Annotated in this window: 26 protein-coding genes; 25 read left to right on the top strand and 1 reads right to left on the bottom strand. The window is 50.7% G+C overall.

The window, feature by feature from the left end; genetic code table 11:
• Window positions 1-19: 19 nt before the first annotated feature.
• Entirely contained in the window at window positions 20-499 is a 480-nt protein-coding gene (locus ACMYSO_RS25290; protein ID WP_434670929.1) for a transglycosylase SLT domain-containing protein, read from the bottom strand.
• A 424-nt stretch (window positions 500-923) separates the two neighbouring features.
• On the opposite strand from ACMYSO_RS25290, the gene traM reads away from it, so the two are divergent.
• The 25 genes from traM to trbE all read left to right on the top strand — a co-directional run bounded on the left by traM (window position 924) and on the right by trbE (window position 18120).
• On the top strand, window positions 924-1319 hold the full coding sequence (gene traM, locus ACMYSO_RS25285; protein ID WP_434670928.1) for a conjugal transfer relaxosome DNA-binding protein TraM: 396 nt from the start codon (window positions 924-926) through the stop codon (window positions 1317-1319).
• 200 nt (window positions 1320-1519) lie between these two features.
• Entirely contained in the window at window positions 1520-2194 is a 675-nt protein-coding gene (locus ACMYSO_RS25280; protein WP_434670927.1) for a conjugal transfer protein TrbJ, read from the top strand.
• Between the two features lie 195 nt (window positions 2195-2389).
• Entirely contained in the window at window positions 2390-2554 is a 165-nt protein-coding gene (locus ACMYSO_RS25275; protein ID WP_434671037.1) for a TraY domain-containing protein, read from the top strand.
• Between the two features lie 60 nt (window positions 2555-2614).
• Entirely contained in the window at window positions 2615-2983 is a 369-nt protein-coding gene (gene traA / locus ACMYSO_RS25270) for a type IV conjugative transfer system pilin TraA (protein WP_060415470.1), read from the top strand.
• 13 nt (window positions 2984-2996) lie between these two features.
• On the top strand, window positions 2997-3302 hold the full coding sequence (gene traL / locus ACMYSO_RS25265; RefSeq protein ID WP_053390196.1) for a type IV conjugative transfer system protein TraL: 306 nt from the start codon (window positions 2997-2999) through the stop codon (window positions 3300-3302).
• Window positions 3303-3321: 19 nt separating this feature from the next.
• Window positions 3322-3888, top strand: coding sequence for a type IV conjugative transfer system protein TraE (gene traE, locus ACMYSO_RS25260; RefSeq protein ID WP_423270206.1), 567 nt, complete (start codon window positions 3322-3324; stop codon window positions 3886-3888).
• Complete coding sequence (traK, locus tag ACMYSO_RS25255) at window positions 3875-4609, top strand: type-F conjugative transfer system secretin TraK (protein ID WP_032736867.1); 735 nt, start codon at window positions 3875-3877, stop codon at window positions 4607-4609. Before traE ends, traK begins: the two co-directional genes overlap by 14 nt.
• Window positions 4609-6024, top strand: coding sequence for an F-type conjugal transfer pilus assembly protein TraB (gene traB / locus ACMYSO_RS25250; protein ID WP_434670926.1), 1416 nt, complete (start codon window positions 4609-4611; stop codon window positions 6022-6024). The genes traK and traB overlap by 1 nt, the downstream gene beginning before the upstream one ends.
• The gene (locus tag ACMYSO_RS25245) at window positions 6017-6613 is read left to right on the top strand and encodes a conjugal transfer protein TraP (protein ID WP_434670925.1); all 597 of its coding nucleotides are present in this window, start codon (window positions 6017-6019) and stop codon (window positions 6611-6613) included. The genes traB and ACMYSO_RS25245 overlap by 8 nt, the downstream gene beginning before the upstream one ends.
• Window positions 6594-6818: a hypothetical protein gene (locus ACMYSO_RS25240; RefSeq protein WP_434670924.1), complete on the top strand. Its 225-nt coding sequence runs from the start codon at window positions 6594-6596 to the stop codon at window positions 6816-6818. The genes ACMYSO_RS25245 and ACMYSO_RS25240 overlap by 20 nt, the downstream gene beginning before the upstream one ends.
• A gap of 22 nt (window positions 6819-6840) precedes the next feature.
• Window positions 6841-7425, top strand: coding sequence for a type IV conjugative transfer system lipoprotein TraV (traV, locus tag ACMYSO_RS25235; protein WP_434670923.1), 585 nt, complete (start codon window positions 6841-6843; stop codon window positions 7423-7425).
• A gap of 113 nt (window positions 7426-7538) precedes the next feature.
• Window positions 7539-7817 (top strand): hypothetical protein, encoded by a 279-nt coding sequence (locus ACMYSO_RS25230; protein ID WP_434670922.1) that lies wholly within the window; start codon window positions 7539-7541, stop codon window positions 7815-7817.
• A 2-nt stretch (window positions 7818-7819) separates the two neighbouring features.
• The gene (locus tag ACMYSO_RS25225) at window positions 7820-8221 is read left to right on the top strand and encodes a hypothetical protein (protein WP_434670921.1); all 402 of its coding nucleotides are present in this window, start codon (window positions 7820-7822) and stop codon (window positions 8219-8221) included.
• On the top strand, window positions 8218-8517 hold the full coding sequence (locus tag ACMYSO_RS25220) for a hypothetical protein (protein ID WP_434670920.1): 300 nt from the start codon (window positions 8218-8220) through the stop codon (window positions 8515-8517). The genes ACMYSO_RS25225 and ACMYSO_RS25220 overlap by 4 nt, the downstream gene beginning before the upstream one ends.
• 5 nt (window positions 8518-8522) lie before the next feature.
• Complete coding sequence (locus ACMYSO_RS25215; RefSeq protein WP_434670919.1) at window positions 8523-8909, top strand: hypothetical protein; 387 nt, start codon at window positions 8523-8525, stop codon at window positions 8907-8909.
• A 91-nt stretch (window positions 8910-9000) separates the two neighbouring features.
• On the top strand, window positions 9001-11640 hold the full coding sequence (gene traC, locus ACMYSO_RS25210; RefSeq protein ID WP_434670918.1) for a type IV secretion system protein TraC: 2640 nt from the start codon (window positions 9001-9003) through the stop codon (window positions 11638-11640).
• Window positions 11640-12029: a type-F conjugative transfer system protein TrbI gene (gene trbI, locus ACMYSO_RS25205; RefSeq protein ID WP_434670917.1), complete on the top strand. Its 390-nt coding sequence runs from the start codon at window positions 11640-11642 to the stop codon at window positions 12027-12029. The genes traC and trbI overlap by 1 nt, the downstream gene beginning before the upstream one ends.
• Window positions 12026-12652 carry a type-F conjugative transfer system protein TraW gene (gene traW, locus ACMYSO_RS25200; RefSeq protein WP_434670916.1) on the top strand — a complete coding sequence of 209 codons (627 nt, stop codon included), beginning with the start codon at window positions 12026-12028 and terminating at the stop codon, window positions 12650-12652. Before trbI ends, traW begins: the two co-directional genes overlap by 4 nt.
• A 43-nt stretch (window positions 12653-12695) precedes the next feature.
• Entirely contained in the window at window positions 12696-13655 is a 960-nt protein-coding gene (traU, locus tag ACMYSO_RS25195) for a conjugal transfer pilus assembly protein TraU (RefSeq protein WP_434671036.1), read from the top strand.
• A 12-nt stretch (window positions 13656-13667) separates the two neighbouring features.
• Window positions 13668-14315 carry a type-F conjugative transfer system pilin assembly protein TrbC gene (gene trbC / locus ACMYSO_RS25190; RefSeq protein ID WP_434670915.1) on the top strand — a complete coding sequence of 216 codons (648 nt, stop codon included), beginning with the start codon at window positions 13668-13670 and terminating at the stop codon, window positions 14313-14315.
• Complete coding sequence (locus tag ACMYSO_RS25185) at window positions 14312-14722, top strand: hypothetical protein (protein ID WP_434670914.1); 411 nt, start codon at window positions 14312-14314, stop codon at window positions 14720-14722. Before trbC ends, ACMYSO_RS25185 begins: the two co-directional genes overlap by 4 nt.
• A 314-nt stretch (window positions 14723-15036) precedes the next feature.
• On the top strand, window positions 15037-16992 hold the full coding sequence (gene traN, locus ACMYSO_RS25180; protein WP_434670913.1) for a type-F conjugative transfer system mating-pair stabilization protein TraN: 1956 nt from the start codon (window positions 15037-15039) through the stop codon (window positions 16990-16992).
• 31 nt (window positions 16993-17023) lie between these two features.
• Window positions 17024-17284, top strand: coding sequence for a hypothetical protein (locus tag ACMYSO_RS25175; RefSeq protein ID WP_434670912.1), 261 nt, complete (start codon window positions 17024-17026; stop codon window positions 17282-17284).
• Window positions 17277-17888: a hypothetical protein gene (locus ACMYSO_RS25170; RefSeq protein ID WP_434670911.1), complete on the top strand. Its 612-nt coding sequence runs from the start codon at window positions 17277-17279 to the stop codon at window positions 17886-17888. The genes ACMYSO_RS25175 and ACMYSO_RS25170 overlap by 8 nt, the downstream gene beginning before the upstream one ends.
• Window positions 17878-18120 (top strand): conjugal transfer protein TrbE, encoded by a 243-nt coding sequence (trbE, locus tag ACMYSO_RS25165; RefSeq protein WP_434670910.1) that lies wholly within the window; start codon window positions 17878-17880, stop codon window positions 18118-18120. The genes ACMYSO_RS25170 and trbE overlap by 11 nt, the downstream gene beginning before the upstream one ends.
• The last annotated feature ends 3 nt before the right edge of the window (window positions 18121-18123 follow it).

The following is an 18123-nucleotide window of genomic DNA, read 5'->3' as shown; positions in this document are numbered from 1 at the left end:
GGCCTCACGAATGAGGCCTTTACTTTTTAACAGCATGGGGTTGTCCTGCATTTTTATTGGTTTTGATGGCCCGGTAGATAACCTCAATCTTCCTCGCATATGCCAGTCGTCGCATGGCCTGCCTGTCCGTTCTGCGGAACCCGGCGTTGTAGGCACCGACCGCCTCCCAGCTGATACCCCATTTCTGAAAAGCCAGTGCCAGATAATACGCGCCGGTGTAAATATTCAGGCAGGCATCTGTCAGAAGATTTTCCGGTTTAATTCCGTACCGCGACAGTTGCGTATGGTGCTGCGAATCGATTTGCATCAGTCCGGCACCGTAGCCTGTTCCCGGATTTTTTCCGATGGCACCCACCACCCATTTTGACTCCTGCCATGAAATAGCCCGGAGCAGATCCGGATCTATTCGATAATCCCGTCCTGCCATATCAAAACAATCCGCCGCCATTGACGAACTGGAAAATAAAAAAAGAGTGAATGCCAGTGCCATTCCTTTCATGGTTATCCCTCCGGGGCCAGATGCCGGAATTACGTTAACCCATCCCAGATGCAGACTCAACAAATATGCACTCCTCACCACAAAATCACCACACCCCACGCAAAATTAAATTTTTGCAGATTAATATTTAACTTTAGTAGGTTAGGTGTGCCTACATTATTTTATGTTATATAAGTTTATATGGATGCGAGTTGCGGGCGATTCGCTAATGAGTTGTTGGTAAGTCTATAGAGACTTGCATACAACTCATTCATTTATTTTCAAATGGTTATGAGGACTTAAGTCTAAGCTTAAGTCTCTATATGACTTGTATTGCAAGTTGTTTAGAGTTCTGGCTTAAGTTTAGAGTTGTAATTACGAAAAACACGCGTTATCTTCATCTTATAATATTCAGTTTATAGCGTAATTCAATTAAGGAACAATCATGGCCAGGGTGCAAGCATATCCAAGTGATGAGGTTGTGCAGAAAATTAATGCGATAGTCGAAAAGCGCAGAACTGAGGGAGCTAAGGAGAAGGATGTCAGCTTCTCAAGTGTTACTACGATGCTACTTGAGTTAGGCCTACGGGTCTATGAAGCACAAATGGAGCGGAAAGACTCAGGTTTCAATCAAATGGAATTTAATAAAATATTACTTGAGAATGTTATGAAGACGCAGTTCTCCATTTCAAAAGTTTTGGCTATGGAGTCGCTCAGTCCTCATATTGTTGGTGACGACAGATTCCAGTTCAAAAATATGGTCCGGGATATCATTGATGATGCAGGGGAAGTCGTAATGAAGTTTTTTCCAAAGCAGGATGATGCTGAGGAAGATGAATAAGTCTAGTCTATTCTATATAGAGTTTATATCTTTAGTTTTGTATTAAAAAAGAATAAAGATCTGGTCACTGGAAGTGACAAGGAAGGTAATGGACTATAAACTAGGTATTGCGAATTAAACAAAATTTATTGAAGCGTTGACGCCTGGGGCTGGTACCCCCGGACGCCAACTATCCATAGTGACCTTAAGAGGAGGCGCCTATGTGTGCGACGGATCGTAGTCAAATCGCTGTATGCAGTCAAACAGATTCCATTCAATACTTGACCGAGATGCTTAATGTTTCATCGAGTCCTGCCTTCATTCGGAATTCCCGGGGTGAGCTAATTCACTCCAGTCCATTTTTTGATAAAATTTTCTTAACAAACAAAGATCGTCAATCATGGTTCTCATCCATTCCCATGGATGTTGGGTTGGTATTGATAAAATCTGAAATCATTTCTTTGTCAGAGGGAAGTACTTGTCTTTCCAGGAATGTTCAACTTCACAATCAAGTATGGACCGTAATTATTGAATGTATTTCCTTCAAAGGAGAACTGTTTAGTAAGTGGGTGTTCATAAGAGAAACACAAAGTTTTTTTAAACCCTCTGAAGAATGTATTCAGACTTCAAGGCGGATTGACAGATATTTATATTGCAATGATTATAAAAACTCTCAAACATGGAAAGTGTTTAATTTGTATGCAATTGGATTTACGTATGCAAGAATTTCTGATGTAACAGGTTTGAGTGAAGATCAAACCAAGAGGATGATTAAAAAATTTAAAGGCGAACTATTATTTAATGATAGAGATAGTCTGATTTTATCGGTTTTAAATACACTTAATTATAGCAAGCTAGCGCTTAATGTTATTGATATATTAAGCGCGTGTTGTTAAATCGATGTTGATTGAGCGCACTTTTAGTGTGCCTGGATGTAAAAATACTTTACTCAAAGTCACTCCATAATTGGTTTACTTTTAATCTTGTCAATGTAAAATTTATTTAAATTCATTAACTATTTTTTTGGGGGAGGGCGATTGGAAAGATCTGTGAGGAATAACGCACGACCTGCGCCAGGACAACACGTGCTTCTGAGGCTAGATGAGGAGACTAATCGACGACTAATTAAAGCAAAAGACAGTAGCCGAAGAAGCAAAACGGCAGAAGCATATTTACGTTTAAAAGATCATCTTGAACGCTTTCCTGATTTTTATAATTCAGAAACTACAGGATCAGGAGGTAAGCAAACAGAATAATTGAATTGTTTTGAAGGTATATAGTTGTTCCACTAACCATTCTATTTAAAGGAAATAAACATGAATGCTGTATTAAGTGTTCAGGGCACTGCTGTCTCTGAAAAAAACAAGCCGTCTGTTCTGTCCCGTGTTTTTAACAAAAAGTCCGCTCTGAAAATGACTAAAGCTGTGCTGCCGGTAGCCGCTCTGGCGGCGTTCTTTCCGGACGCCGCGATGGCCACCACCACGGCGACCGACCTGATGAAATCCGGGGATGCTACCGTTAAAGGTACGTTCGGTAAGTCTTCCAGCGTCGTCAAGTGGGTGGTTCTGGCTGAAGTCGTAGCAGGCGGCATCATGTACATGATGACCAAAAACGTGAAGTTCCTGTTCGGCTTCGCCATCATTTCGACCTTTATTACCATCGGTATGTCGGTCGCCGGTTACTGACAGGAAATACGTGATGACGGGAGACGAATTAAAACAATACCGTTTCCCGGAAACACTGACTAACCAGAGCCGCTGGTTTGGCTTATATCTTGATGAACTTATCCCGGCCGTGATTTGTCTCGGCTGGGGTTTCTGGACCAGTAAGTTCTTATTCGGTATAGCTGCAGCGGCACTGGTTTTCTGGGGTATCAAGAAACTGAAAAAAGGAAGAGGCAGTTCGTGGTTACGCGATTTAATTTACTGGTATCTGCCCACCTCCCTTCTTAAAGGTTTCTTTCATGATGTTCCGGACTCCTGTTTCCGGCAGTGGATTAAATAAATCAACGGGGAAATAACATATGGAACATGGTGCCAGACAAAGTACCACGCGTGTTATCGCCGTGGGGTTTATCTGTCTGGGGACGCTTTTTACCCTCAGTCTTGCGACAAATATCATACAGGGCATTAATAACTATCGCCTGCAGACAGAACAGAAAGTAGCAGTCACCCCAATGTTGTTCAGCGCGCCATTTGCGGTATCGCAGAATCAGGCGGACGCGTCATATCTGGAGCAGCTGGGCCTGAGCTTTATTGCATTACGTCTTAACGTCACACCGGAAACGGTCGACGCCCAGCATGCCCAGCTGCTCCGGTATGTTTTTCCCGGGGCGCAGAACAGCCTCAAAATCCAGCTGGCAGAAGATGCGAAGCGGATAAAAGACAACAATGTGAATGCCTCTTTTTATATGACGTCTGTCCGTGCATACCCGGCTGAAAATCGGGTGGATATCCGCGGAGAACTGAAAACGTGGATAGGGGATTCTGCCCCCTACAGTGAAATTAAAAGTTACGTCCTGCAGTTTAATCGTGTGGATGGTGTCAGCTGGCTGGCGCGTTTTGGAGAAATAAATAATGAAAAACATTAACCCGTTATTTCTCTCCGGTTGCCTGTTCTTTTCGCTACCTGCGATATCGGCCACCCTCAGCGGTACGCTGGCGCCGACCGTTGTTCCCCTGGCGAACGGCGGGCAGGCAAACATTGCCGTGAGTAACACGGACCCAAACCTCTTCACCGTTTCCGGTGACCGTATTACTGCGATTAACAGTCTGGACGGTGGTCTGACAAACCAGGAGCAGACCGACAGCGGTGGAGCGATTCTGGCCACGGTCAGCAAAAAGCCGTTCACCTTCATTGTGGAAACCGAGCGCGGACTGAACTTCTCCATCCGGGCCGTACCACGCGCCGGGGTGGGGCGCACTATCCAGCTGGTTTCCGAGCTCGTGGGGACACCGGGTCCCGCTAAATCATGGGAAGAATCCGGTCCGTATGAAGGCATTCTGGTTTCCCTGAACCGTGCTGTTCGTCAGGGTCAGATCCCTGATGAATACCAGGCTGTTCCTGTCACATCAGAATCACTGCAGGTGCCCGCTGGTCTGCGTGCGACAGCAGAAAAAGTCTGGACCGGGCATCACCTGAAAGTGGTGCGTTACAGCCTCGAAAATATCAGCTTTTCGCCCCGAATGATCCGCGAAAGCGATTTCTGGCAACCTGGTACCCGCGCCATCATGCTCAGCAGTCCTGCTGGTCAGCTGACCGGTGGTGGCCGGATGCAGGTCTGGATCACCACCTCTGAAGGGGGGCGCTGATGGCCAACTTCAATACGATCATCAAACGTAAACAGTACCTGTGGCTGGGCCTCATTCTGGTCGGTGGCGCGGGCGCCATCGGGGGGGGAATGTATCTTTCTGACCTGAACCTGAGTTCGGAAGAAGAGGCCCCCGCGCAGGGAGAGCCGGCCCCGGATATGACCGGTGTGGTTGACAGTAATTTCAACAGCAAAGTGGAGCAGCATGCGACAACGGAGATGCAGGCCACTGCTGCGGACCTGAACAAGCGCTTTGGCGCGCTGCAGGGCGAAGTGGACATACTGAGTAAGGGCCGTGCTGCCGATCAGGTTCGTATCGAGCAACTCAGCAATGAGAATGCCGCGATGCAGGAGCAACTGAGGACGCTGGGCGTCAGGCCATCCGTTCCTGGTGGAGAGCCGGCGCCGACCCCTCCCTCTCCGGCACCCGGGCCGGAAGGTGAACCGCAACCGGCAAATTATCCGCCACAGCCTGGTGGTGCGGTACCACCGCCGACCGCTTTCTATCCGGGCAACGGTGCTGTGCAACCCCCGCAGGTCAGTTATCAGTCTGTACCGGTACCGAACCAGATTAATCGTAAAACGTTCATCTACAACAAAGGGAAAAAGGGCAGGGAGCTGCCGTATATCCCGTCAGGCAGTTTTGCGAAAAGCAGTCTGATCGAAGGCGCCGATGCGAATGCTTCCGTGACCGGGAATGAATCAACCGTACCGATGCAGTTACGCATCATCGGTCGGGTGGAAATGCCGAACAGTAAAACCTATGACCTGACCGGCTGCTTTGTCGGCCTGGAAGCCTGGGGGGATGTCTCCAGTGAGCGCGCCATTGTCCGGACCCGCAATATCAGCTGTATCAAAGGGGATAAAACCATCGACCAGCCGATTAACGGTCACGTCTCGTTTATGGGCAAAAACGGTGTGAAAGGCGAAGTGGTGATGCGTAACGGCAAAATCCTCGGCTGGGCCTGGGGCGCAGGCTTTGTTGACGGAATTGGTCAGGGCATGGAGCGGGCTTCGCAACCCGCTGTTGGCCTGGGTGCAACGGCATCCGTTGGCGCCGGTGACGTGCTGAAAATGGGGATTGGCGGTGGGGCATCCAAAGCCGCACAGACCCTGAGTGAGTATTACATCAAACGCGCTGAACAGTATCACCCGGTCATCCCGATTGGTGCCGGTAACGAAGTGACTGTTGTTTTCCAGGATGGTTTCCAGCTGAAAACCATTGAAGAGCTGGAAGCGGAAAAGAACGGGCAACAGCAGGCGCAGAATCAGGAGCCGGTCGCGCAGCCTGAAGCACAGCAGTCAGGCAGCAACCTGAACGGGTTTAACACTGACGAAATGCTGAAGAAGCTGGGCAAACTTGACCCTCGCCAGTTCTCACCTGGCGGAGAAGCGCAGGGAGAAAACCATGGTTAAGTTCCTCACCGCTCTCGTTCTGTCCGCGCTGCGCTGGCTTCGCTGGCTCTTTCAGTACGCAGTGGTGTACCCGATGGCCACCATGATGCTGCTGATTGTAACAGCGTTGTGGCGTGGTCATATCACGCCCGGTCAGATGCTGGTGAATACCATCGAATCGGTGCAGCGGGAAGGATATGTCATTCACGACTGCACGGGACCCGCTTCGCGCGAAGCACTCAATGGTGATGCGGTGAAGCCATTACTGCCTCCTGTTTTACAGGAGGATTGCTCCTCTTTCAGTACGGATGCAGCAGGGTATGCAGCACATATCGACCAGGGCTACACGAAAAACATCTTCTGGCTCTGGTTTCTGATGGCAGTTGTGTTTACGGGTGTCGCGGTGGTTTTCGGACGTACCCCTGCCAGCAGAACAGGTATCACGTGGGTGAGAGATGCGCGGGGGAATGTCTTCCCCGGATGCAGACCCGGAAAAGGCGCGATATCACCGTTACTGGCCGGATATCAGAAACTCGGTGAGACCATCGTGATTTATGACCCTTCCGCCAGATTCAGCGAGGAAGATAAAAATGAAAACAAAGAGAAATAATCCATACCCCGATGAAACCGGTAATGCGGTTCTGGTCGGGGAGCCTGGTGCAGGAAAAACAGCGTTTTCATCAGAACTGATTTTCGCCCGATCGGATGTCACTCAGCTTAAGCGTGTTTACGGTGCGATGAGTCCGGGAGAGCGGGATAAATTTGTCCGGACGATTAAGGCAAACACCCTGTTCAGGATGAACCTGAAAAAATAAACGATAAATAGCGAGAAATATCATGAAGGAATTAATGCTGTTAATTCCTCTGGGCAGCGCTTTGCTCTTAACCGGGTGCGCGGGCACAGAGACGGAATTCGAATGTAATGCCACAACATCGGATACCTGTATGACGATGGAGCAGGCAAATGAAAAGGCGAAAGCAAAAGAGGAAAGTGCTTCGGCAAAGCCGGCTGCGGCCGGGTTGCCACGACTGGCTGAGGGTAATTTCAGAACAACGTCAGTTAATTCGTACCCGTTGCCGCCACAGCCCAACCTGACTAGGGCCAGAGTGGCCGAGGAAACAGATCGAGCACGTGCAGTGTACCTAAATAATCCAACGGCAAAGAATGAAGCAGCATATTTCGAAACCGAGAAACGGAGCCAGTCTTTGCCGGTAGTAAAAATGTCTTTACCGGTGGTCGCGTCAACGTTTACGTCACCGTCAACGCTGCCAGGTAATTATCCCCGGCCATTGAGAAAAGGGGAGGAGACAACGTCTTTGTGGATAGCGCCGTATGTGGATTCAGATGATGTTTATCACCAGCCCACAACGGTTGTATTTGTTGTTACACCATCGGCATGGGGTCAGCCCCGCATTAACTAATCAACAGCGCCGTAAATGGCGCTGTGAAGACGCAATGAATACCGGATTTAAAACGAGTGCCCTGTGCGTTGAAAGGGATGGGCGGTAGCGTGTTTTTTCTTCCTGGAGGAGTGATGGATAATGACAAAGCGTTAACTTTTCTCTGTGTGTTGTTAGTGGGACTGGCGGCTTATTCATTAATCGTCAGGTTGTCTCAGCCCGGCAATGAAACGTTAATTAAGGACGGTAAATATTGGTCGACGGACTGTACCCTGAAGGAGACTGATATTCCTGGCAGTATTTTTACCCGTAATACAAACCGACTGGATTGTTCCGGTGTCATCGTTCATGTCAGGACGGACAGATATGAACAGGCTGTATCTGCGTATAACAAATCCACATCGCAGGAGTAAATATGCAGGCCTTTTACTATGGTATCAATCTGGGATGGGTTGCTGGCGTATTTATCGCTCTCTTTATTACAGGGTTCATCCTGGCCGCCGCCATGTGTGTGCTTCCGGAGAAATATCACTTTCGTTTTAGCAAGGGAAACACCTTTATCTGGGGGGCGCTGGCCGCCATTGTGGGCCTGGCCGGCATGTTCACCATTCTGATTATGACCGTGTCAATGGATGATCTGGAGACGGGGAAACACTGGAAAACAGAATGTCAGCTGATGGAGGTAAATATTCAGGCAGGCACTTTTTCAGAACCTGTGAATAAGCTGGACTGTGCCGGGGTTATCCTTAATGTACCGGCCAAATCATATTATCGCTATACCGCTGAGTGGCAATGGTATGAGGCTAAAAATAAATGAAAATATTTCTTATTAATTTCATGTTTTGCGTGATGGTTTACCTTATCTGGCGAGGCCACGTTGACAGTCTGCCCGCAACGCAGGAGCAACTGTTAATCCTTTCTCGCGACACGCCTTGTGTGCAGGATGCGTTTCGCAAGGCCCTGAACCCTGACGGGGATCATCAGCCTGAGCCGCTAACCATCGGGGATGCCAGAAAGCTGGCAGGAAACTGCAGGGATAAAGTGGCGTTACCTGAAAACGAAAAACAAGTCACGCTCGATGAGCAACGTAAAGCACTCAGTGATAAGGAATGATGTTCATGATGGTTTTGATTAAAAAATATGGATTTCTGCTGATCCCTGCATTGTACTGGCTTATCTATCTGGGTGCCAGATTGACTTACAACGGACTGACTGGGGAGTACACACCTGATTTCATTCAGAGTGTACGTCATGACGGTGTGTTTATTATCTGCAGCTTACTGGTGTTTTATATTGCCTGTTTAAGCGTTGATGTCAGTGACGGAGAGCTTTCAGGGGTGCTCTTTTGGGCTGTTATTCTTTTTCATGTTACCGCGTTAATTATTTCGCTTCTTATCTGTTTGTGGAAAGGGGCGCTTTTGTCGGATGTTATTTTTATCTGGCAACTGGGCACCTCGATGCTGATGTTAGTGCTCATCCCTGTGCTCACTTTTAAATATGCTTAATTACCCCATAAAAATACAGCGTCTGACATGTCTGTTGTTTGCTGCTTCATCTCTTGTTTTATTATTTAAACGCTCATTAAGGAATGCTCACATGCGTAATAACCTGATGGATACAGTCGCTCAGGCCGTGAATTCGCTTGTGTCGGCACTACAGTTGCCTGACGAATCTGCGAAAGCGAATGAAACGCTGGGCAGCATGAATTTCCCCCAGTTCAGCCGGATTTTACCCTATCAGGATTATGATTCTGAAACAGGGCTTTTTATTAACACGAAAACGATCGGCTTTATGCTGGAAGCCCGGCCCCTGCCGGGTGCAAACAAAGATATCGTCGGCACACTGGAGCATTTGTTGCGGACTAAAATCCCTCGTGGCGTGCCGTTCACTATTAATCTGGTGTCCAGTAAGCTCGTCGGGAACGACATTGAGTTCGGGCTGCGTGAATTTAGCTGGAGCGGTAAGGAGGCGGAGAAGTTCAACGCCATTACCCGTGCCTATTATCTCCGCGCGGCAGAAACCCGCTTCCCTTTGCCGGAAAGCATGGATTTACCCCTGACCCTGCGAAACTACCGGGTCTTTATTTCCTGCTGTATCCCGAGAAAAAAGAAAAGCAAAGCACAGATAGTCGAGCTTGAGAACCAGGTCAAAATTATCCGCGCCTCACTGGGTGGCGCCTGTATTCCCACGCGTGTTATGGACGGTGCCGCGCTGGTTGAACTGATGCGCGAGGTCATTAATCCTGATCCGGGCGAGATGTATCACAAACCCTATAAACTGGACCCGTATCAGGACCTCAACTATCAGTGTGTGGAAGACAGTTTTGACATGAAGGTCACGGCCGGGCACCTGAAGATCGGTCGTCTTGGTCACAACGGGAAAGAGACAGTCACCAGGGTGACCAGCTATCACCTTGAACGTGACCCGGAAATCGCCTTCCTCTGGACCAGTGCGGATAACTACGCCAATTTACTGAGCCCTGAGCTCTCCATCTCCTGTCCGTTTGTGATCACACTGACACTGATGGTGGAAGACCAGGTGAAGACCCAGAATGAAGCCAACCTGAAGTTCATGGACCTGGAGAAGAAAAGCAAAACCTCTTACGCCAAATACTTCCCGTCAGTGGAGAAAGAAGTCAAAGAATGGGGTGATATCCGCCAGCGTCTGGCGACCAACCAGACCAGCCTTGTGTCGTATTTTTTCAACATCACTACCTATACCCCGGACAATGTTGAAGCCTCACTCACCACCGAGCAACAGGTGCTGAACAGTTTTCGTAAAGGCGGTTTCCAGCTGATCCCTGCCCGCTACCATCACCTGCGTAACTTTCTGGCCATGTTGCCCTTCAAATCCGGTGAGGGACTGTTCAAAGAGCTGCAGGCGGCCGGGGTGGTCAAACGAGCCGAAACGTTCCAGGTCGCCAACCTGCTGCCGGTCGTGGCCGACAGCCCGCAGGCCCCGGCCGGTCTGCTCGCACCGACCTACCGCAACCAGCTGGCGTATATCGACCTTTTTTATGAAGGCATGGATAACACCAACTTCAACATGGCGGTCTGCGGCACCTCCGGAGCAGGTAAAACGGGGCTGATACAGCCGCTGATCCGCAGTGTGCTGGACTCCGGCGGTTTTGCCTGGGTGTTCGATATGGGGGATGGCTATAAGTCCCTGTGCGAAAACATGGGCGGGGTCTACCTCGATGGTGATTCGCTGAAGTTTAACCCGTTCGCCAATATTCTCGATGATGCGCACTTTGACCTCTCCGCGGAACGTATCCGTGACCAGATGTCAGTGATGGCCAGTCCGAACGGTAACCTGGATGAGGTCCACGAAGGCCTGCTGTTGCAGGCTGTGCAGGCGGCCTGGCTGAGCAAAGGGACGCATGCCCGCATCGATGATGTGGTGGCGTTCCTGCAGAGCGCCAAAGACAGTGAGGAATATGCCGACTCTCCGACCATCCGCAGCCGCCTGGACGAGATGATTATTCTCCTCGATCAGTACACGGTGAACGGGATTTACGGGGAGTACTTTAACTCGGACAAACCCACCCTGCGCGATGACGCCCGGATGGTGGTGCTGGAACTGGGGGGACTTGAATCGCGCCCGTCTCTGCTGATTGCCGTCATGTTCTCGCTGATTATCTATATCGAGAACCGGATGTACCAGTCCCCCAGGAGCCTGAAAAAGCTCAACGTCATTGACGAAGGCTGGAAACTGCTCGATTTCAAAAATGAAAAAGTGGGGCAGTTCATTGAGAAAGGGTACAGGACCGCGCGCCGGCATACCGGTGCCTACATCACCATCACCCAGAATATTGTCGACTTCGATTCCCCCACCGCATCCACCGCAGCCCGGGCGGCCTGGGGTAACTCCTCGTACAAGTCGATCCTCAAACAGTCAGCCAAAGAGTTCGCCAAATATAACCAGCTGTATCCGGATCAGTTCTCAAAGATGGAGCAGGACATGATTAACAGTTTCGGCTCTGCAAAAGAGCAGTGGTTCAGTTCTTTCATGCTGCAGGTGGAAGCGAACTGCTCCTGGCATCGTCTGTTCGTCGACCCGCTCAGCCGGGCCATGTATTCCTCCAAAGGCGCGGACTTTGAATTTATCCAGGCGCGTAGGAAGGAGGGTGTCGATATTCATGACGCGGTGTATGAGCTGGCCTGCCTTAACTTCCCGGCGGAAATGGCTGAGCTGGAAGCCCGCATCGCACACGATGGCGTAAGGAGTGCAGCCTGATGGAAAACCACGCAGAACAGCAGAAAACGACGCCCCGGCCGTATCGACGGGGGCTGGCCATCGTCGCGCTTGTTGTCTTCGTCCTGGCGACCAACGTCTTTCTCTCGCGGGTGGTACTGGAGTACACCGCACCGCGGGTGGTGGCCTTTGATATGAAGAAAACGCTCGACAGTTTTATGGACAGTGTCAGTCAGAAACAGCTGTCAGAGGCGCAGTCGAAAGCGTTGTCGGAAAGGTTTAACAGCGCGCTGGAGCAGAGTCTGGCGGATTACCAGCAGCAGCATCATGTGCTCATTCTGGTCTCGCCCGCAGTGGTTCAGGGCGCATCCGATGTAACCCGCACCATTCAGCACGACATTGCCCGCCGGATGAAGGGGGAGCGTGAATGACAACACTACGCGCTTTTCTGCTCGCCGGCTGTCTGCTTTCGCCGCTGACACAGGCCGCCGACCTCGGTACCTGGGGGGATTTATGGCCGGTCCGTGAGCAGGACATGCTGGAACTTATCACGCAGCGGCTGCAGGGACTGCAACAATCCGGCCAGTGGGATAAGACAATGGGCGAGTTTAAGCAGCGGGTGATCGAAAACAGCCAGCGCCCGGCCCCGGTGGAGGGACTGCACAGGGCGGAGAAATATGCGCAGAGCTGGTTTGACCCCAGCATTCGCCTGACGGAAGACCTGAAGGACAGCGAAGGGCGGGTGTTTGCTCACCAGGGCGAGCTCATCAATCCCCTGAAAACCGTGCCCTTTATGCAGACCCTGTACTTTATCAACGGCGACGATCCTGACCAGATAGCCTGGATGAAACGCCAGGTGCCGGAAACGCTGATGAGTAAGATTATTCTGGTCCGGGGCAGCGTCCCTGACACCTCGGCCGCGCTGGACAGCCGGATTTATTTTGACCAGAACGGTGTGCTTTCAAAACGGTTCGGCCTGACCAGTGTACCGGCGCGTATTACGCCGGCGCCCTCCGGTGAGCGGCTGAATATCGAAACCTTTCCTGTTAAATAAGGACGTTTCAGTGAAATCCCTGACCCTGTTTCTGAGTGCCCTGATGATGTGGGGATACAGCCTCAGTGCGGCTGCGGACCCCTCCTGCGAGGGCCGTTTTGTTAACCCGATCACCGATGTCTGCTGGCAATGTATCTTCCCGATGTCCATCGGAAGCACTGCGGTGGCATCCGGCGGCGGCCCGGATACCGTGAATCCGTCCAGCCCGGTTCAGTACTGTCCCGCACCGCCCCCGATATTTGTTCGTATCGGTCTGGCGATTGGCTACTGGGAGCCGATGGCCATGACGGATGTCAGCCGTTCACCTGGCTGCATGGTGAACCTCGGGGGATTCAGTATTAATCTCGGCAAGACCGGGATGGGTACGGCTAAGAAGGATGACAAGCAGGTGAACGGGGCCTTCTATCACGTCCACTGGTACAAGTATCCGCTGACCTACTGGCTGAACATCATTACCTCAGCCGGGTGCCTGGAAGGAGGCGATATGGATATTGCCTATTTATCCGAAATCGACCCGACCTGGGTGGACAGCAGCCTGACCACCATTCTGAATCCGGAAGCCATTTTGTTTGCTAACCCGATCGCCCAGGGCGCATGTGCGGCAGATGCGATTGCCAGTGCATTCAACAAACCACTCGATATTTTGTTCTGGTGCGCCGGCTCTCAGGGTTCGATGTACCCGTTCTCCGGCTGGGCCAGCAATGAGTCCAGTCCCCTGCAGTCATCGCTGTTACTCAGTGAGCGAATGGCCTACAAGCTTCATCGGCAGGGACAAATTATGGAGACCGTCGGCGCAGATGTGGCGGTCTGCTACGAATACCCGTCTCCGATCATCCCAAAAGAGCGGTGGCGCTATCAGATGGTGAATATGTATCCGGACAGCGGTCAGTGCCACCCCCTCGGGCGCAGTGTGATGCGCTGGGAGGCGGGCAGAAATCCACCCAACACGCGGAAAAACTACGGCTACCTGATGTGGCGTAAACGTAACTGTGTCTACCTCTGAACGGAGTCCCTGATGAAGTTAAAGAATGTATTAATGACGCTGGTTGTATTGTCAGGCCCAGTCGTCGCTGCCGGTAGCCCAGGCAGTCCGACTACGGCAGACAGGGAGTGGCTGAAACAGCAGGAAAACTTCAGTGAACAGTTACGTCAGCATCCGGACAAACAGCTGCAGCAGGAGCTGGAAGCGCAGATTAACCGTAACCCACTCGCCAGCGCTGACCGTCAGTTTATTGATAACCTGGCCAGTCAACAAAAGGAGGCTAACCAGGAAAAACCGACTGAAGGGGCGCTGTACTTTGTGTCCTTCTCGATACCGGAAGAAGGTCTGAAGCGGATGTTGCATGAGACCCGGCAGTACAGCATTCCTGCCACGTTGCGAGGGCTGGTCAACAACGATATGAAAGCGACGACCGATGCGGTGATGCACCTGGTGAACGACGGGGTGACTGACGGTGTGCAAATCGATCCGACGCTCTACACACAGTACGGCATCCGTAGCGTGCCGGCCCTGGTGGTGCGTTGTAAAGCCGGCTTCGACGTGGTGCGTGGCAATATCAGGCTGAAACAGGCCCTGGAGAAGGTCGCAGAGAAAGGGGACTGCGCACAGACGGCCCGACAGATGCTCGACCTGTCCTCAGGCGCCATCAGGAGCCAGCCATGAATGGGAAACCGTACCATTATATCGACAAGGATATCCGGTACCTGGTGGCCTGTATGAACGCCCATGCGTTCAGAACCTACGCATCCTGTCAGGGGCACGGCTACCCCGTCGATATTGTTATGCCCTATGTCGCTTTCACTTCGTCTGTTGCCCAGGCCTCGCGGCTTAGCCAGCATCTGCGTGAAGATGCCGAATCAGGAGTGCCTGAGCTGAACTGGGGATGGGACATCACCGGGAGTTTTGATTCAGTGTATTCCCTCTGTTATCGGCTGAGTCCGATCAAACCTCACAAAAGGATAAGTCGTTGGCGCAGAGAGTCTCTCCGTCAGGACTTTATGTTGATCGCGAAACTCGTGAAGTTATCAGCGGAAGAAGTCGAAAGGATTAATCAGGTCCAGAGCCCATAAAATAGTGACAGTCAGTACCGGCACGCCGACGGCAAAGCAGAAAAACAAATGGATTTTGTCATTCAGTCTTTTCTTCCCGAACGGATCTGTAGAGTTACATGCATTACACACGACAGCAGTTCTGCTAAGTGGTTTATCGCAGTCTACGCAATGTTTGAGTTTCCCGGTCATATCAACTTCTCCCTTCTTACATGGATTTTTATGAAATGCTTTTTTTACATATTTAGCAATAAAAATAGTCTCCCTGTCGGCATTCAGGAAGCCGCGCTGGGTGGCTGCACAATGGTTGAATGTTCTCTTACGGGAGGCGGGCTATGAAAATATTGCCGGCGGGTCTGGCCATACATACTGTGATGCTCGTGACATTTATCTGGTTGACGACGCCGGTCAGTGCAGACAGCAATGCAGATTACAAAACCGGTTCAGACTTTGCAAAACAGGTCCAGGGAGGCGGACTGGATGCCCTGAAAAACTTTAATGGTGAGCAGAACTTACCCGGTTATACCTCCCGACCCGACCAGACGAAATACTACGGTGGCGTGACAGCCAGCGGTGACAGTTCCCTGAAAAGTGACTCTGCCTCGGAGTTCAGCCAGAACGAGGCCGCACAAAGTATCACAGAATCGTTCACCAACCGGCCCCCTGACAGTATTTCAACCGATTCGCCGTTTATTCAGGCGGCAAAAGAGACCGAGGCCAGGGCCGATTCCATCGTGGGGAATACCGGTCAGGCCTGTACGGCACAGGTGGTTAATCGTAGCGAGTTCACGAACCATACGTGCGAGCGGGATTTGCAGGTGGAGAACTTCTGCACGCGGGAGGCGACGCTGAAAGACAACGCCACGACGCAAAAGGTCAGTCGTACCTACCAGCAGGCTGTCCCGATGAATTTCACCCGAAACAGCACCCGATGGAGCGGGACGCTGACCATCCCGTCGACAGGGCGTCTGCTCAGCGTGTCTGTTGACGGTGAACCTCTGCCGGTTCCCTGGATTAATGAATGTGACAACGAAGGAAAGGTCAGAGACAGTTGTAAGCTTGCAGTCAGCGAAAACATCAGCCTCTTTGATAAAACATTCCCTGTCGATGTGATGACCTGGCCGAATACGGTGACGACGTGCTCCGGGGGCCAGAACACGCACTGTACTGACCATTACTACGATGGCACCGGGAAAATTCATCAGTCTTTCAGCATGGACCGGAACGTTGCCGCCGGGCAGACCTTTGCGGTAACGAAAACGTCGAAAACCCGGCCATCAGTGAATGTTAAATCCATTCAGGTCACGGTCATTCTGGTCATGGAAGAGACGGAAACCGTATTTGCACCAGAGGTGGTCTGGGTTGAAAGCTGTCCGTTCAGCAAGGACGAAGGCACGAAAACGGGGGAGGAATGTATCAGCCCGGGCGGGACCCGGACGATCACCCTGGGAGGCAAAGAGTATTCCTTCACAGAAGCATGCTGGAAATACAAGGACACCTGGCTCACACAGCCTGCGGATCACGGCTCCTGTGAGAGCCTGATGAACAATGCAGCCTGCACGCTCTCTTCACGCCAGTGTGCCTTCACCGGTGAAGACGGGACCTGTCTGCATGAGTATGCGACCTACTCCTGTGAAACCCGGACCAGCGGTAAGCAGATGATCTGCGGCGGGGACGTGTTCTGCCTCGATGGCGAGTGTGATAAAGCGGTCAGCGGCACGAACAACGGCTTTGGACAGGCAGTTTCGGAGCTCGCGGCGCTGGCCGCTGCGGGTAAAGATGTTGCGGCGCTGAACGGGGTGGACGTCAGGGCATTCACCGGCAAGGCAAAATTCTGTAAGAAGTTCGCTGCAGGCTTCAGCAACTGCTGCAAGGACAGCGGATGGGGCCAGGATGTGGGCCTGGCACGCTGCAGCAGCGAAGAGAAGGCGCTGGCCAAAGCGAAAACCAACAAGCTGACAGTCAGTATTGGTGAGTTCTGCTCGAAGAAGGTACTGGGGATCTGCCTGGAGAAAAAACGCAGTTACTGCCAGTTTGACTCAAAACTGGCTCAGATAGTCCAGGAGCAAGGCCGTAACGGACAGCTGCATATTGGGTTCGGTGGTGCCAGCAGTCCGGACTGTCGGGGGATCACGGTAGCCGAACTGCAAGGCATTAACTTTAATCAGCTGGACTTTACTAACTTCATGGAGGACCTGATAAATAACCAGAAAATACCGGATAACAGTGAGCTGACTGATAAAACAAAACAACGCATAAAAGAACTTCTCACGCAGTCTTCAGAAAAATGATTTCTGAATAATTAAATTTAAAGGTGATGAAATGACAGCGTCATTTATGATGATATTTCAGCTGCTGACCTTGTTTTTAATTCCATTCATGATTGCTGTGTTCATGTCAGGCCGCAGCCTGCTCCTGATATTTCTCGGTGCTCTGACATCACAGGCAACAGTTGCTGTCGCATTTTCTCTGTTCTCCAGTCGGGAATGGGCTGAGTGTATGGGGATGGGGGCGCTGTCGCTTGTTTTTTATGTCATCACGTTGTCCCGTATTGAAAATAATAAGGATGGTTTAAATGAATAGGCTGGTCAGGTCCGCCCCGGTTTTATTTTTTATTCTAACAATACCAGTTTCAAACGCCGTAAGCAGAGAGGACCTCGGAAAACTGTATTCGATGCAGACACCCGGCACTGTCATTCAGTGTAAGAAAACGGATGAGACGTTTTTTACAAAAGTAAGAATAATTTCCCGGTATACGGTTACAGAGCAAAGTGGAAATAAAACAAAAATGGATGGGTGGGTTGCCATGTACGCCACAGGTCTGAAATTGTTACGATTTGAAGCTGAATTTAACGCTACCCGGACAATGCTGGATACTCGAGATATGTGGGAGGTCGACCCCGACTCGCTGGTTATGAAAGTATCAGGTGAGGATGCGAAACGCTTTAAAAATAAGGGGGGAGTTGATTTCTTCAGGGATAATAGCAAATTAAACTATGACGAACACTCTAATATTCGATTTACTACCTACCCCGATTATATTATCGGGGAGGATGACCCCGGATTCTTCACATCAAAAGGTGCACAGGAATGCACCACTCGCTTTCCCGACGGTTTACCCGCCGGTAAGGCCGGACTGAAGGTGAAGGAAGATAACAGTCATAAGGAGATCAACCATGAAAATTAATTTTCATAAACATCCAACTGTCGATTTTCTGGTGAGATTGCTTCTGACGATAATCATTATATCTCCTGTGTTGTATTTCTCATGGGATGCCGTCAAAGGGACGACGGATAGTGATTATATTGAGAGCGTGGTTTTTATTATCATGGTTGGTTTTTTCTGGCTGGTGAGTTACCTGTTTTTTTCTGCCCTGGCGGGACTGATAAAAACCAGTCGTAAGGAGAAAAAAAGATGACTC

Origin of the sequence: Klebsiella sp. B345, from assembly GCF_051131735.1 — a bacterium.
Taxonomy (GTDB): Bacteria; Pseudomonadota; Gammaproteobacteria; order Enterobacterales; family Enterobacteriaceae; genus Klebsiella.
The sequence above is the reverse complement of the archived record's forward strand: the minus strand, read 5'-3'. Positions and strand labels throughout refer to the sequence as shown.

Bases quoted from the DNA above. Each gene is read 5' to 3' on its own strand.
- ACMYSO_RS25290 (WP_434670929.1), bottom strand. From the start codon at position 499: ATGAAAGGAATGGCACTGGCATTCACTCTTTTTTTATTTTCCAGTTCG.
- traM (WP_434670928.1), top strand. From the start codon at position 924: ATGGCCAGGGTGCAAGCATATCCAAGTGATGAGGTTGTGCAGAAAATT.
- ACMYSO_RS25280 (WP_434670927.1), top strand. From the start codon at position 1,520: ATGTGTGCGACGGATCGTAGTCAAATCGCTGTATGCAGTCAAACAGAT.
- traA (WP_060415470.1), top strand. From the start codon at position 2,615: ATGAATGCTGTATTAAGTGTTCAGGGCACTGCTGTCTCTGAAAAAAAC.
- traL (WP_053390196.1), top strand. From the start codon at position 2,997: ATGACGGGAGACGAATTAAAACAATACCGTTTCCCGGAAACACTGACT.
- traE (WP_423270206.1), top strand. From the start codon at position 3,322: ATGGAACATGGTGCCAGACAAAGTACCACGCGTGTTATCGCCGTGGGG.
- traK (WP_032736867.1), top strand. From the start codon at position 3,875: ATGAAAAACATTAACCCGTTATTTCTCTCCGGTTGCCTGTTCTTTTCG.
- traB (WP_434670926.1), top strand. From the start codon at position 4,609: ATGGCCAACTTCAATACGATCATCAAACGTAAACAGTACCTGTGGCTG.
- ACMYSO_RS25245 (WP_434670925.1), top strand. From the start codon at position 6,017: ATGGTTAAGTTCCTCACCGCTCTCGTTCTGTCCGCGCTGCGCTGGCTT.
- ACMYSO_RS25240 (WP_434670924.1), top strand. From the start codon at position 6,594: ATGAAAACAAAGAGAAATAATCCATACCCCGATGAAACCGGTAATGCG.
- traV (WP_434670923.1), top strand. From the start codon at position 6,841: ATGAAGGAATTAATGCTGTTAATTCCTCTGGGCAGCGCTTTGCTCTTA.
- ACMYSO_RS25230 (WP_434670922.1), top strand. From the start codon at position 7,539: ATGGATAATGACAAAGCGTTAACTTTTCTCTGTGTGTTGTTAGTGGGA.
- ACMYSO_RS25225 (WP_434670921.1), top strand. From the start codon at position 7,820: ATGCAGGCCTTTTACTATGGTATCAATCTGGGATGGGTTGCTGGCGTA.
- ACMYSO_RS25220 (WP_434670920.1), top strand. From the start codon at position 8,218: ATGAAAATATTTCTTATTAATTTCATGTTTTGCGTGATGGTTTACCTT.
- ACMYSO_RS25215 (WP_434670919.1), top strand. From the start codon at position 8,523: ATGATGGTTTTGATTAAAAAATATGGATTTCTGCTGATCCCTGCATTG.
- traC (WP_434670918.1), top strand. From the start codon at position 9,001: ATGCGTAATAACCTGATGGATACAGTCGCTCAGGCCGTGAATTCGCTT.
- trbI (WP_434670917.1), top strand. From the start codon at position 11,640: ATGGAAAACCACGCAGAACAGCAGAAAACGACGCCCCGGCCGTATCGA.
- traW (WP_434670916.1), top strand. From the start codon at position 12,026: ATGACAACACTACGCGCTTTTCTGCTCGCCGGCTGTCTGCTTTCGCCG.
- traU (WP_434671036.1), top strand. From the start codon at position 12,696: ATGATGTGGGGATACAGCCTCAGTGCGGCTGCGGACCCCTCCTGCGAG.
- trbC (WP_434670915.1), top strand. From the start codon at position 13,668: ATGAAGTTAAAGAATGTATTAATGACGCTGGTTGTATTGTCAGGCCCA.
- ACMYSO_RS25185 (WP_434670914.1), top strand. From the start codon at position 14,312: ATGAATGGGAAACCGTACCATTATATCGACAAGGATATCCGGTACCTG.
- traN (WP_434670913.1), top strand. From the start codon at position 15,037: ATGAAAATATTGCCGGCGGGTCTGGCCATACATACTGTGATGCTCGTG.
- ACMYSO_RS25175 (WP_434670912.1), top strand. From the start codon at position 17,024: ATGACAGCGTCATTTATGATGATATTTCAGCTGCTGACCTTGTTTTTA.
- ACMYSO_RS25170 (WP_434670911.1), top strand. From the start codon at position 17,277: ATGAATAGGCTGGTCAGGTCCGCCCCGGTTTTATTTTTTATTCTAACA.
- trbE (WP_434670910.1), top strand. From the start codon at position 17,878: ATGAAAATTAATTTTCATAAACATCCAACTGTCGATTTTCTGGTGAGA.